This window comes from Streptomyces bicolor (assembly GCF_000719285.1).
Lineage (GTDB): Bacteria > Actinomycetota > Actinomycetes > Streptomycetales > Streptomycetaceae > Streptomyces > Streptomyces bicolor.
Map to the genome: position 1 here is coordinate 13,049 of NZ_JOFS01000040.1, position 13,198 is coordinate 26,246.

Annotated in this window: 8 protein-coding genes; 3 read left to right on the forward strand and 5 right to left on the reverse strand. The window is 72.1% G+C overall.

Annotated features, from left to right (window positions below; translation table 11 throughout):
* Nucleotides 1-14: 14 nt before the first annotated feature.
* From IF78_RS0136815 to afsR, 3 genes are all read right to left on the reverse strand, one after another.
* Nucleotides 15-1,382, reverse strand: a complete 1,368-nt coding sequence (locus IF78_RS0136815) for an O-antigen ligase family protein (protein ID WP_051828474.1) — start codon at nucleotides 1,380-1,382, stop codon at nucleotides 15-17.
* A 173-nt stretch (nucleotides 1,383-1,555) separates the two neighbouring features.
* Nucleotides 1,556-1,732, reverse strand: coding sequence for a hypothetical protein (locus tag IF78_RS49010; RefSeq protein WP_167348339.1), 177 nt, complete (start codon nucleotides 1,730-1,732; stop codon nucleotides 1,556-1,558).
* A 202-nt stretch (nucleotides 1,733-1,934) separates the two neighbouring features.
* Entirely contained in the window at nucleotides 1,935-4,904 is a 2,970-nt protein-coding gene (afsR, locus tag IF78_RS0136825) for an SARP-family global regulator AfsR (protein ID WP_031478733.1), read from the reverse strand.
* Nucleotides 4,905-5,091: 187 nt separating this feature from the next.
* On the opposite strand from afsR, the gene IF78_RS0136830 reads away from it, so the two are divergent.
* The 3 genes from IF78_RS0136830 to galE all read left to right on the forward strand — a co-directional run bounded on the left by IF78_RS0136830 (nucleotide 5,092) and on the right by galE (nucleotide 9,122).
* Nucleotides 5,092-6,324: an amidohydrolase family protein gene (locus tag IF78_RS0136830; protein ID WP_031478732.1), complete on the forward strand. Its 1,233-nt coding sequence runs from the start codon at nucleotides 5,092-5,094 to the stop codon at nucleotides 6,322-6,324.
* Nucleotides 6,325-6,511: 187 nt separating this feature from the next.
* The gene (locus IF78_RS0136835; RefSeq protein WP_031478731.1) at nucleotides 6,512-8,104 is read left to right on the forward strand and encodes a glycosyltransferase family 2 protein; all 1,593 of its coding nucleotides are present in this window, start codon (nucleotides 6,512-6,514) and stop codon (nucleotides 8,102-8,104) included.
* 49 nt (nucleotides 8,105-8,153) lie between these two features.
* Nucleotides 8,154-9,122 (forward strand): UDP-glucose 4-epimerase GalE, encoded by a 969-nt coding sequence (galE, locus tag IF78_RS0136840; protein ID WP_031478730.1) that lies wholly within the window; start codon nucleotides 8,154-8,156, stop codon nucleotides 9,120-9,122.
* A gap of 52 nt (nucleotides 9,123-9,174) precedes the next feature.
* Here galE and IF78_RS0136845 read toward each other — a convergent pair whose 3' ends face one another.
* Entirely contained in the window at nucleotides 9,175-10,266 is a 1,092-nt protein-coding gene (locus IF78_RS0136845) for a glycosyltransferase (protein ID WP_031478729.1), read from the reverse strand.
* On the reverse strand, nucleotides 10,263-13,100 hold the full coding sequence (locus IF78_RS0136850; protein WP_234439759.1) for a bifunctional glycosyltransferase/CDP-glycerol:glycerophosphate glycerophosphotransferase: 2,838 nt from the start codon (nucleotides 13,098-13,100) through the stop codon (nucleotides 10,263-10,265). Before IF78_RS0136850 ends, IF78_RS0136845 begins: the two co-directional genes overlap by 4 nt.
* Nucleotides 13,101-13,198: the final 98 nt, after the last annotated feature.

The following is a 13,198-nucleotide window of genomic DNA, read 5'->3' on the forward strand; positions in this document are numbered from 1 at the left end:
CGGTGGGGCCCAGGTCACATCGGCGCGCCGACGCGCTGTGGACCGTGGCGTGGGCGCCTGAGCCGGGTGGGGACGGGGGCCGGTGCCGTGCCCGGGCGGGGGCGCCACCCGGCGGGTGCCTCGGCCATGACCACCGCGAGGACGCACCAGAACAGCATGTCGACGCGGTCCAGGTTGGCCGGGTGGTCCAGCATGCTCGCCAGGAAGAAGCCGGTCAGGGACGCGAGTCCGACCGTTCCGACGGCCGACTTCGCGCGGGCGGCGCGGGCGGCCGAGGACCAGGCGATCACCGCAGTGGCGGTGATGGCGAGGAGGCTGAGCGGGCCCGCCTCCACCAGCCAGTTGAGCCACAGGTTGTGGGCGTGGACGAAGCCCCGGTCGCCGGGTGCGGTCGCGGATATCGCGGCGCCGGAGCGGCCCAGTCCGACGCCCAGCGGGTTGTCGGCGGCCAGTTCGAGCGCCGCCTCCCAGGCCCGGCCCCGTACGCCCAGTGAGTTCCCGGCCCGGGAGGCCGCCCAGATGACGCCGGCCGCGGCGAGCAGGGCCAGCGTGCCCAGGGTGGCGAACAGCCGGCGCTGTGCGCGGTCGGCGAGGCGGGGGGCCAGCCAGTAGGCGCCGGCCAGGACGAGGAGGCCGGCCGCCGCGGCGACGTACCCGGCGCGCGAGAAGGTGGTCAGCAGTGCCCCGTAGCCGATGACCACGAGCACGATGACCGACGTGCGTGCCGTGCGCTCGTCGACGCAGACCGTGGCGAGCAGCGCGAAAGGCAGCAGCAGGACCAGGAAGGCGGCGAGCAGGTTCGGGTTGGCGAAGGTCCCGGTGGCGCGGATGAGGACGCCCTCCCCGCCCGCGTCGCAGGCCACGTCGGTGAGGAGGCCGGTGCGGCAGAAGCCGGTCGGGGTGTCGTTGGTGAACTGGGAGAAGGCGCTGGTGGCAGCCGCCGCGGTCCCGGTCAGCGCGATGATGCCGATCGCCCGCCAGGACTCGGGCTGGGTGCGGCGTACCCCGACGACGAGGTAGTAGCAGGCGATGACGGTCAACAGGCCGCGCAGCGGCGCGGTGGGATGTCCGCCGACGTAGGTCGAAGCGGCCGCCGCGGCGATCAGCAGGCCGACGGGCAGGTCCAGCCGCGTCCGGAAGTCCCTGAGCCGCGCTCGCGCCCGTCCCCGCACGGGAACCACCAGCGCGAGCAGCCCGAGGAGCAGGGCGAGCCGGGTCGGCGTGACGACGCCCACGACGGACTCGACCGGGTCGTCGGGGAAGAAGTCGGTGGCGGAGTCGAGCAGCACGACGGCCACCGCGCCGAGCGGCACGAACCGGGCCGACTTGACGATCGCCGACGGCTGCCCGGGACCCGCCGTCGCGCTCTGGTCGAATGCCATGGCACCCGAGACTGGCGCCCGGGTGCGACGGGTGGGTGTCGGGCGGGGGAACGGAGCGCGGAGGGTGCGCGGACGCGGCCTTGCGCGCCGCTCAGCGCCGGACACACTTCGGCCGCGGCGGCTCCCCTCCGCGCCGCCGCGGCCGATCCCCGTGTGGGAAGAAGGTTCTGGGGTCAGGCGGGCTGGTCCGTGGCGTGGATGTTCTCCGTGCCGGCCTCGGTGCCGTCGTCCGCCTTGAGCGGGTTCTTCCTGCCGGCGGGCTCGCTCGTCGCGTGGATGTTCTCCGTGCTGACGTCGCCCGCGTCCGCGTCGGTCGCGTGGATGTTCTCGGTGCCGGTGGTGTCGCTCATGTCGACTGCCTCCCCTGGACGTTCCGGTGCGTTGACAAGAGGCCCGCCCGGCGACTCCCCCGTGGACCGCCGGGCCGGCCTCTCAGGCCGTCACTTTATGTGAACGGCCAGGTCACCCCGTCTGCCCCCCGACGCGACGGAACGACACAACGAGAGTGCCGGGCAGCGATAAACGAACGATGAACGCCCGCTCATGAGGCCGTCAGGCCACGGCGGCCGGCGTGAGCAGAGCTCGGACCGCCTCCGCCTCGGCGGCGCCCAACGCCTCGTAGATCTCCAGGGATTCGCGCCAGCAGACCTGGGCGCGGCCGGCCTGACCGATGCCGTTCAGGGCGTGCCCGAGGACGACCAGCACGTTGCCCCGGCGCCACTCGCCGCCGATGCCCCGCAGCACCGTGAGGGCCATCTCGGCGCTCGCGGCCGCCTGTGCGGGGCGCCGGCCGGCGAGGTCGGCCTCGGCGAGCCGGAACAGGGACATGCCCTCCCACAGGCGCTGCCGGCTGTCCCGGAAGACGGCCAGGGCCTCCTGCAGCCGTGCCGTGGCCTCCGACAGCCGGCCGCTCTGCGTGAGCGCGAGGCCCAGTGCGTAACGGCCGTTGGCCCCCTTCAGCGCGTGCCCCATGGCGTCGTACATGTCGGTGCCCTCCTGGGCCAGGGACACCGCGCTGCTGGTGCGCCCGGTGGCCAGGTGGATGCGGGAGAGGTTGCACAGTGCGCTGGCCTCTCCCGGGCGGTCCTGGCAGGCGCGGAAGCTGTCGATGGCGCTGGTGAGGTGGGCCTCGCCGTCGTCGTACCGGTTCTGGAAGAGCGCGATCACGCCCCTTGTGTTCGAGGCCCAGCAGCTGGTCAGCGGATCGTTGCCGGCGCTGAGTGCCGCTGCCTCCTCGGTGGCCTGGTTGGCGATGTCGAAGCGCCCTGTGTAGTAGTGGACGTAGGCCACCATGATCAGGGCCCGTGCCTCCGCGTGCGGGTCGGCCGCCTCCTTCGCGGCGTCCCGGAGCACCGAGGCGACGTCCTCGTACGCCTTGGAGTTGGAGCCGGACTCGGCGAGGTCCACCGACGCCCAGAGCGCGTCGACGGCGCGCCTCAGGAATTCCGGCCGGGTGGACTGGCGTACGCACGCGAGCAGGGACACCGCCTCCGCGTACAGCCAGTCCTGCGCCTCGTGCCGGTCGGCGAAGCTCAGTCCCGGGTACTGGGTGGCCTCCAGGTGGTCCACCAGCCGGTCCCCGGGCCGCTCGATCGCGTACACCCCCGCCGCCGTGGCCAGATAGAAGTCCAGCAACCGCGACAACGCCGCGTCCCGCTCACTCGGCGGCTGCTCGTCCCGCTCCGCGCACGCACGCGCGTAGAGCCGCACCAGATCGTGGTAGCGGTACCGTCCGGGCGCCGCCGACTCCAGCAGCGACGTGTCGACGAGGGACTCCAGCAGATCCTCCGTGTCCTCCGGCGACAGAGCGAGTACGGCCGCGGCGGCGGCGAGCGAGATGTCCGGACCGTCGGCCAGCCCCAGCAGCCGGAACGCGCGTGCCTGGGCGGGCTCCAGGGCGCCGTAGCCCAGCTCGAAGGTCGCCTTCACGGCCAGGTCCCCGGCCTGGAGTTCGTCCAGGCGGCGGCGCTCGTCCGCCAGTTTGGCGGCGAGTACCGACACCGTCCAGGTGCGGCGCGCCGCCAGCCGGGAGGCGGCGATGCGGATGGCCAGCGGCAGGAAGCCGCACGCCGCGACGACGTCCAGCGCGGCCTCCCGCTCGGACGCGACCCGCTCCTCGCCCACGATCTTCGTGAACAGCTGCAACGCCTCGTCCGGGGACATCACGTCCAGGTCCACCAGGTGCGCCCCGGCGAGGTCCACCATCCGCACCCGGGACGTCACCAGCGCCGCGCAGCCCTCGGTGCCCGGCAGCAACGGGCGTACCTGGGCGGCGTCCTTGGCGTTGTCCAGCAGGACGAGCACCCGCCGGCCGTCCAGCACGGAGCGGTACAGCGCCGCCCTCTCCTCCAGTGAGTCCGGGATCGCCGAGTCCGCGGTGCCCAGCGCGCGCAGGAAGGAGCCCAGCACCGTCTCCGGTTCCGCGGCCCGCGGGCCCGCGCCCTGGAGGTCGACGTAGAGCTGCCCGTCGGGGAACGCCGACCGCGCCTGGTGCGCCACGTGCACCGCGAGGGTCGTCTTGCCCACCCCGCCGATGCCGGCCAGCGCCGACACGGCCATCACCCGGCCGTCGGTCCCCGAGGCGGACGCCAGTACCTCGCTCAGCTCCGCTACGAAGGCCGACCGGCCCGTGAAGTCGGAGACGGACGCCGGGAGTTGTGCCGGGCGCACCGGGACCACCGCCGGCTCCGCGGCCGGCGCCGACGGCTCGGCGAGGCCGGGGTCCGCCCGCAGGATCCGCTGCTGGAGCTCCTTCAGGCCCGGGCGCGGGTCCACCCCCAGCTCGTCCGCCAGCAGGCGCCGCGTGTCCGCGTACACCGCGAGCGCCTCCGCCTGCCGGCCGCTGCGGTACAGCGCGAGCATCAGCAGCTCCCGCAGCCGCTCCCGTAGCGGGTGCTCCGCCGTGAGCGCCGTCAGCTCCGAGACCGCCTCCGCGTGGCAGCCCTGCTCCAGGTCCATGTCGAGGCGGGACTCCAGGAGTTGCAGCCGCCACTCCTCCAGACGGACCCGCTGGGACTCCGCGTACGGTCCCGGAACCCCCGCCAGCACCTCGCCGCACCACAGCGCCAGCGCCCGCCCGAGCACCTCCCGCGCATGGCACAGGTCCCCGGCGTTCCGCGCCTTCTCGGCCTCCGCCGCCAGCTCCTGCGCCACCGCCAGGTCCAGCGCCCCCTCGGCCAGGCCCCGCACCGCGTAACCGCCCGACTCGCTCACCAGGACCCCGGGGTCCAGCACCTTCCGCAGCCGGGAGGCGTACGTCCGTACCGCCGCCAGCGCCTGCGACGGCGGCTCCTCGCCCCACAGGGCGTCGATCAGCTCCGCAGCGGTCGCCGTACGGCCCTCGCGCAGCAGCAGGGCGGCGAGCAGGGCGCGTTGCTGGGGGGAGCCGGTGGGGAGCTGCTCGTCGTCACGCCACGCGCGCACCGGACCGAGCACGCTGAAGCGCAGCGCCGCGGTCGGCTCCGCCCCACCCGCCGAGGAGCCAGGACGCCTCTGCTCCGGCACTCGCGGTACCCCGCCCATCGCAGTCCCCCTAGGACCCGTTTTACATCCCCGCCAGTTTGCCTTGTTCCGGCTGATGCGTCAGCTGTGGAAGGGCTGATCACAGGTGGGCGCGCGGGATATCACAACGCCCTCACACGCTCTTCGCACGGCGGTGGCCGTTCCGGCATAGCTGACGGGCCGTCAGATCGGCGCTACCGTGGCCGACATGGACACCGAGACGACGTTTCCGCTGATCATCTCCGTCGACGACCACACGGTGGAGCCGCCGACCGTCTGGCAGGACCGGCTGCCGAAGAAGCACCAGGACGTCGGGCCGCGCATCGTCCGGGCGCCCCTGAAGGACATGACCTTCCTCGGCGGCCGGTTCAAGCCCGTCATGGGCCGGCCGGGCGACGACGGCCCGATCGGCGACTGGTGGGTGTACGAGGACCTGCACCGGCCGATCACCCGCCTCGACACCGCCGTCGGCTACAGCAGGGACGAGATCAAGCTCGAGGTCATCACCTACGAGCAGATGCGTGCGGGTTCCTACGACGTCCCGGCCCGCCTCGCCGACATGGACGTCAACCACGTCCAGTCCGCGCTCTGCTTCCCGACCTTCCCCCGCTTCTGCGGCCAGACCTTCACCGAGGCGGCGGACCACGAGCTGGGCCTGCTGTGCGTCCAGGCCTACAACGACTGGATGGTGGAGGAGTGGTGCGGACCCGAGGCGCGGGGGCGGCTCATACCCCTCACCCTCATCCCCCTCTGGAACGCCGAGCTGGCCGCCGCCGAGGTCCGCCGCAACGCGGCGCGCGGTGTCCGTGCCGTCGCCTTCTCCGAGATTCCTCCGCACCTCGGGCTCCCCTCCGTCCACACCGACGACTGGGACCCCTTCCTCGCCGCCTGCGACGAGACCGGCACGGTGGTCGCCATGCACATCGGCTCGTCCAGCCGTATGCCCTCCACCTCCGCCGACGCGCCGCCCGCCGTCGGCTCCACCATCACCTTCGCCAACTGCTGCTTCTCGATGGTCGACTGGCTGATGAGCGGCAAGTTCGAGCGCTTCCCGAACCTCAAGGTCATGTACGCCGAGGGCCAGATCGGCTGGATCCCGTACATCCTGGAGCGCGCCGACGTCGTCTGGGAGGAGAACCGCGGCTGGGGCGGCGTCGCCGACAAGGTGCACCGGCCGCCGTCCGAGCTGTTCGCCGACCACGTCTACGGCTGCTTCTTCGACGACGCGTTCGGGCTCAGGAACCTCGACTCCATCGGCGTCGGCAACGTGCTCTACGAGACCGACTACCCGCACTCCGACTCCACCTGGCCGAAGTCCCGCGAGGTCGGCGAGGCACAGATGGGCCACCTGGACGCGGACGTGGTCGAGCGGATCGTACGGCGCAACGCGATCGAGCTGCTGGGCCTGACGGACGACGGGCTGTGGCCGGGGAGCGCATGAGAGAGCCGCGGCCCCCTCGGACCAGCCGCAGGGGGCGGGACGGCTTCCCGGCGGGACGGCTTCTCAAAAGAGTGATGATGTCCTTCTGAACGGAACCCCGAACCCGTACACACCATCTTCCCCACCGAGGTGCGAAGCGTCTCGTACCTGAATATTGCGTATATGTCTCTCTACGGTCGGGGCAAGCATGGCTCTCCAGCAGGCGCAGGTCACCGTCGTCGTCATCGGGTACGACGACGCCGCCCATGTGGCGGACGCGGTGCGTTCGGCGCTAGCGCAGGGGCCCGCCGTCGGTGAGGTGATCGCCGTCGACGACTGCTCGACGGACGGCAGCGTGGAGCTGCTGGAACGGCTGGCCGCCGGGGAACCGCGCCTGAAGGTGATCCGGCGTCCGACCAACAGCGGCGGCTGCGGCACCCCGCGCAACGACGGGCTGAACGCCGCGACCTCGCCCTATGTGATGTTCCTGGACAGCGACGACGTGCTGCCGCTGGGTGCCGTCGACGCGCTGCTGGACGCGGCCGTGCGGCATGACGCGCCGGTCGCCGCCGGGCTGTGCCTGCGCAAGGAGCTGCCGTCCGGGCGCGAGACCCCCTGGCGGGACGAGCTCTACACCCGGCGCACGCTGGTCGCCCACCCCGCCCGGCGGGAGCGGCTGGTGCACGACACGCTCTGCGTCAACAAGCTCTACCGCACCGACTTCCTGCGCGACCACGGCATCCGCTTCCCCGAGGGCCGCTTCCCCTACGAGGACTTCGTCTTCACCGCGCGTGTGTGGGCCGCGGGACCGAGCATCGCGCTCGTCCCGGAGCCGGTGTACATCTGGCACGTGCGCCGGTCGGCGGCCCGGCTGTCCATCTCCCTCGACCGCTCGAACATCGCCAACTGGCGGGCCCGGATCGACGCCGACCAGCTGTCCTACGACATCCTGCTGGGCGCCGGGGAGAAGCGGCTGGCGCGGGCGACGCGGGGGCGCTTCCTCGACCACTCGCTGCGGATGTACGCGCGTGAGCTGGACCTGCGGGGCGCCGACTACCGGCGCGAGTGGTGGAACCTCACGCGCGCGTACCTGGCCACCTTCGACGAGGGCGACTTCGCGTCGGCGCCCGCGCCCGGCCAGGTCGTCGCCCGGGTCGTCCTCGCCTCCGAGGAGCCGTGCGACCTGGGCCGGCTCAAGGAGTTCGCGGCCCGCCCGGCACGGCTGAACCCGCCGTACGCGCGCGCGGACGACGGCTCCCCGATCTGGTCGGCCGAGCTGCCCCAGGTGGAGCTGGACCACCTCCTGGTCCGCCCGGTGCACCTGCTGCCAGCCGCCGTCGACGCCGAACTGCGCCCACGCGCGCGTGGAACGGTGCTCCGGCTGCGCCTGCACGAGCTGTACGGGCGGCTGGCGGAGGCGGGACCGGAGGCCGTGGAGGCGGAGTTCACGGAGCGGGACGACGGGCGGATGGGATTCGCCGGTACGGCGCCCCTCACGCCCCACCCGGACTCCGGCACCTGGTCGGCCGAGTTCCCGCTGGACCTGGCGGGGCTGGGCGGCGGCACCTGGGATCTCCAACTGCGGCTGCGCTTCAAGGACGGCTCCCACCGGGTCGTCACCGCCCACGCCCTCGCGGGCGCCGGGCTGCTGCGCCGCAGCGTCCTGCCGAGCATGCGACACGCGGTGCTGCTGGTGCAGCCGTACGCGACCCACTCGGGGGCGCTCTCGGTGCGGCTCGCGCCCGGCCTGAGCGGGGTGACCGATGTCGTACGCCGTCGCCTCAAGCGCTTCTTCCGCTGACACGTGACCCATCCCGGACCGACCGATTCCTACGAAGGGACCGCTGTACATGACCTGGCTGATCACCGGTGGCGCCGGCTACATCGGGGCGCACGTCGTGCGCGCGATGCTCGACGCGGGCGAACGAGCCGTCGTCTACGACGACTTGTCCACGGGGATCGCCGAGCGGGTGCCCGACGGCGTACCGCTGGTCGTCGGCTCCACGCTGGACGGTGAGCGGCTCGGGCGCGTCATCCGGGACCAGGGCGTCACGGGTGTCGTCCACCTCGCGGCGAAGAAGCAGGTCGGCGAGTCCGTCGAACTGCCCCTGCACTACTACCGGGAGAACGTCGAGGGCCTGCGCGCCCTGCTGTCCGCGGTCACCGAGGCCGGGGTCGCGTCGTTCGTCTTCTCCTCCTCGGCCGCCGTCTACGGCATGCCCGACGTCGACCTGGTCACCGAGGACACGCCGTGCGTGCCGATGAGCCCGTACGGCGAGACGAAACTGGCCGGCGAGTGGCTGGTACGGGCCACGGGCCGGGCCACTGGCCTGTCGACGGCCTCGCTCCGCTACTTCAACGTGGCCGGCGCGGCCACCCCCGAACTGTCCGACACCGGCGTCTTCAACCTCGTCCCCATGGTGTTCGAGAAGCTCACCGAGGGCGCCCCGCCACGGATCTTCGGCGCCGACTACCCGACCCCCGACGGGACCTGCGTCCGCGACTACATCCACGTCGTCGACCTGGCGGAGGCCCATGTGGCGACCGCACGGCGGCTGCGGGAGGCGCCGGGTACGGACCTCACCCTCAACATCGGGCGTGGGGAGGGCGTCTCGGTGCGCGAGATGATCGACCGGATCAACGCGCTCACCGGCCACGCGCTGCCTCCGGTGGTCGTGGACCGGCGGCCGGGCGACCCCGCCAGGGTCGTCGCCTCGGCGGACCGCGTCGCGGCGGAGCTGGGCTGGAAGGCGCGGTACGGGGTGGACGACATGATCTCGTCGGCGTGGGCGGGTTGGACCCGGAACCACCCCGCCTGAAACCCCTCGGGGGTCGGGCCCCGGCCCCACCCCCGAGCTCGACCTCTCCGCGCTACCTGTCCAGGAAGCCGAACAGCGCTTCCCACCGCCCCGCGATCTCGTCCGCCCCGTACCGGCGGATGTTCTCCCGCGCCGCGTCCCCCATCCGGTCCCGCAGCCCCGCGTCCGACATCAACAGGTCCAGTTTGCGCGCGAGTTCGCCGGTGTTGCCGGGCCTGGCGAGGAGGCCGTCCTCCCCGTCGCGGATGATCTCGTGGACGCCGGGGGCGCAGTCGAAGGCCGCGCAGGGCACCCCCATGGCCATGGCCTCCATGAGAGCGAGCGGGAAGCCCTCGCCCCTGGAGGACAGCGCGAACACCGAGCCGCCCCGCAACGCGCCCGGCACATCGCTCGTACGCCCCATCCACAGCACCGAGTCGTCGAGCCCCAGGGCGGTGCACTGCTTCCTGAGGATCTCCTCGTCCTCCCCGGAGCCGTAGATCTTCAGCACCCAGCCGGGGTGCCGGGACGCCACCTCGGCCCAGGTGTCGAGGAGCATGTCGACGCCCTTCTCGTCGCTGAGCCGGCCGATGCTGATGACGGCCTTCTCGGTGCGCGGCGAGGGCACCTCCGGCAGCCAGGGCACGGCGTTCGGCAGATACGAGGCGTTGTTGAGGCCCGCGCCGATCCACAGGTCGGCGTCCTCGCGGGTGAGGACGAGCATGCGGTCGACGTCCGCGTAGTGCTTGAGGACCCGGCGGAAGCGCGAGGACCGTTTCGAGGTCTCGAAGGACTCGTGGCTCATCCCGATGACGGTCAGCCCGGCGGTGTCGGCGAGCTTCACCCACTCCATCGCCCACACCTGGGTCACGATGACGACCCCGCCGGGGCGCGCGGCGCGGAAGAGGTTCGTCAGCACGCCGGCCTTGTCCCGCATGCTCGCGTCCCGCGCCCGGCCGGGGGCCGGCGGCTGGCCGGCGTACAGCCGGGTAGTGGGGTACGGGAGTTCACCGAGGTCGTGCGGGTCCTCGGGGGTGGTGATGCCGATGACGTGGACGCGGTGGCCGCGCTCGGTGAAGAGCCGGGCCATCTGATGGGACCAGCTGGTCACTCCGCCCAGCTCGTCCACGCTGTTGGAGACCAGGAAGATGTCCCGCCCCGTCATGCCTTCCTCCACTTGCCGAAGAACTCCTCGACGATGCGCTGTGCGGCCGTGCCCTCGTCGTACTCGCCGAAGTCGGCCACGAACCGCTCCCGCGCCGCCGCGTACTTGACCGACTGCTCCTCCAGCGACGACGTCGCCAGCACGGAACGCAGCTCGTCCTCCGTGCGGACGACGGGGCCCGGTGCCCGTTCCAGCAGGTCGAAGTAGGTGCCGCGGCCTTCGTGCACGTACTCCTCGTAATCGTGCGGGAAGAACAGCATCGGGCGGTCCAGCAGGGCGTAGTCGAACATCACCGACGAGTAGTCCGTGATCAGGGCGTCGGCGAGCGCGAGGAGGGGCGTCACGTCGTGGTGGTCCGACACGTCGATGACGCGGCCCCGCACGGACGGCGGGAGCACCACGTGGTTGAGGTAGTGCGCGCGGACGAGGAGGACGTACTGGTCGCCGAACTCCTCCGCGAAGCGGTCCACGTCGAAGGGCAGCGCGAAACGGCGCTGGCCGTGGTGGCGGAAGGTGGGGGCGTACAGCAGCACCTTCTTCCCCGCCGGGATGCCCAACTCGTCGGCCAGCGGCGGCCGTTCGGTCGCGCCTCGCGCCGCCACGAGGGCGTCGTTGCGCGGGTAGCCCACCCGCAGCAGTGTCTTCTCCCGCAGCCGGAAGGCCTTGGCGAGGGTGCGGACGTCGTGCTCCGAGCGGATCAGGAAGTGGTCGAAGCGGTCGAGGGAGCGCTGCTGTTCCGCCTGCTCGGCGCGGGACTTGAGCTTCCAGCCGGCCTCGTCGAAGCCCATCCGCTTGAGCGCCGAGCCGTGCCAGGTCTGGATGTAGGTCGTCCCGGGGCGCTTGGTCAGCTTCAGCGGGTAGCTCTGGTTGTCGATCCAGAACTCGGCCCGGGCGAGCGCCCGGAGGTAGGGCAGCGACCAGCGGCGCACCAGCGTGGCGTCGGCGGGGAAGCCCTGCGGTCGGCCCGTGTACGACCACACCGCCTCGAAGTCGAGACCCTGGCGGCGCATCTCCTCGTAGATCGCCCGGGGGCTGTCGCTGTACTGCCGGCCGAGGTGGCTCTCGAAGACCACCAGCCGCTTGCGCACCGGCATGCGCTGGAAACAGTCGTGGTAGAGGCGGAGCTTGGTCTCTCCGCCGGTGGCCTTCGCGCGCAGCGCCTTCGCCTTGCGGTAGCCGGTCTTGGCGAGGCGGCCCGGGGTGCCCCGCAGGCCGCGCACGACGAGGTCGTTCGCCTTCTTGCCGGGGACGAGCCTAAAGGCGAGGTGGCCGCGGCTGGAGACCTCCGGTTCGATCCGGTCGGCGACCAGCCGGGTCAGGCGGGGGCGCACCGGCACCTCGCCGGACACCAGGCCGGGCCGGGTGGCGGTCAGGCGCGTCGTCGTGCGCTCACCGTCGACGTCCAGGTGGAGCCGTACGTCCCACACGGCGTCCACGATGCCGAGCGGGCGCAGGCCCTTCGCCAGGTCGGCCGAGGCCTCCCAGGACACGTACGGGCCCTCGTGCCGGACCGCCGCCACCGGGAAGCGGAACGTCTGGAAGCGCAGCCCCTGGCGGCGGGCGTAGAACTCCAGCTCCGCGCTGAGCCGGGCACCCCCCGGGATGACGCCGAGGGGGTTGGTGACGCGCCCCGCGAGCCGGACGACACCGCCCTTGCCCTGCTGCTCGTCCTGCCGGTACTCGGTGAGCTCGTTGCGCGGGAACAGCTTCCCGACCGGCCGGGTGTGGTAGCCGAGCTCGGTGACGTCCAGGATCCGGCGCGCGAAGGGGTCCTCGTCGATGTGCTCGGCGCACCAGTAGACCCGCCCGTCGCGCTCGGTGAGCGGGGCGGAGACCTTGTCACGGTTGGTGAGCGTGTCCACGGCCGGAAGCAGGTTGTCCCAGTCGCTCATCCGCAGCAGATACGCGCAGACCGCGTGGATCGGCTCGATCTCGTCGTAGGCGGCCGGGTCGATCGACGCCAGATAGGCGCGGGCGAGGGCGGCGAACTCCTGGCGGTAGGCGGCGTCCCGGAAGGGCAGGTCGCGCAGGTGCAGCACCAGGTCGTGCTTGAGGAACTTGACGTCCTTGCGGAACTTCAGCTCCGTCATGCCCTGGTCGGCGAGCAGCCGGTCGACCCGGCGGTGCATCTCCATGCGGTGCGCGAAGTTGGCGATCTCGGCCCGGCGGTTGCTGATCGACTTGGCACTGGCCTTCTCGACGACGTTCCAGTCGTAGACCCGGTTCGGTATCAGGGTGATGCGGCGGGCCGCCACATACGCCTGGGCGGAGAAGAGCAGGTCCTCGTAGTGGATGCCGACGGGGAACTCCAGGCCGGCGTCGAGCAGGAACTGACGGCGGTAGCACTTGTTGGTCGACAGGGTGTCGAAGACCAGCAGGTCAGGCAGCTCGGTGATCAAGTCGAAGGTGCGGGTGCGGGCGTACAGCCACGGGTACCACTTGACCTCCTTGCGGTGCCGCGAGTCGACGTGGACGCGCACGCACATGCCGGAGACGAGGTCGGCGCCGGTGGTCTCGGCCGCTTCCAGGAAGTTGCGGCAGGCGTCGCGCTCCAGGACGTCGTCGCTGTCGAGGAAGAGGACATAGGCGCCGCGGGCCTCCTGGATGCCGCGGTTGCGGGGAGCGCCGCAGCCACCGCTGTTCTCGGGCAGCCGATGGGCCCGTACGCGGCCGGGGTGCTCGGCGGCGAGCCGGCGGGCCACCTCGTACGAGCCGTCCGTGCTGTGGTCGTCGACGATCACGACCTCGACGCTGCGCAGTGTCTGCTCCAGCACCGAGCGCACGGCCGTGGGCAGCCTGGCCTCGTCGTTGTAGACGATCACGACGACGGACATGGCGGGTCGCTGATCCCCGTCCACCTTCACCCCATTCATCACTGCTTCCACTCTCTGGGGGCGATCATGCGCCAGAGGGTCACTTGGGTAGATGTCCA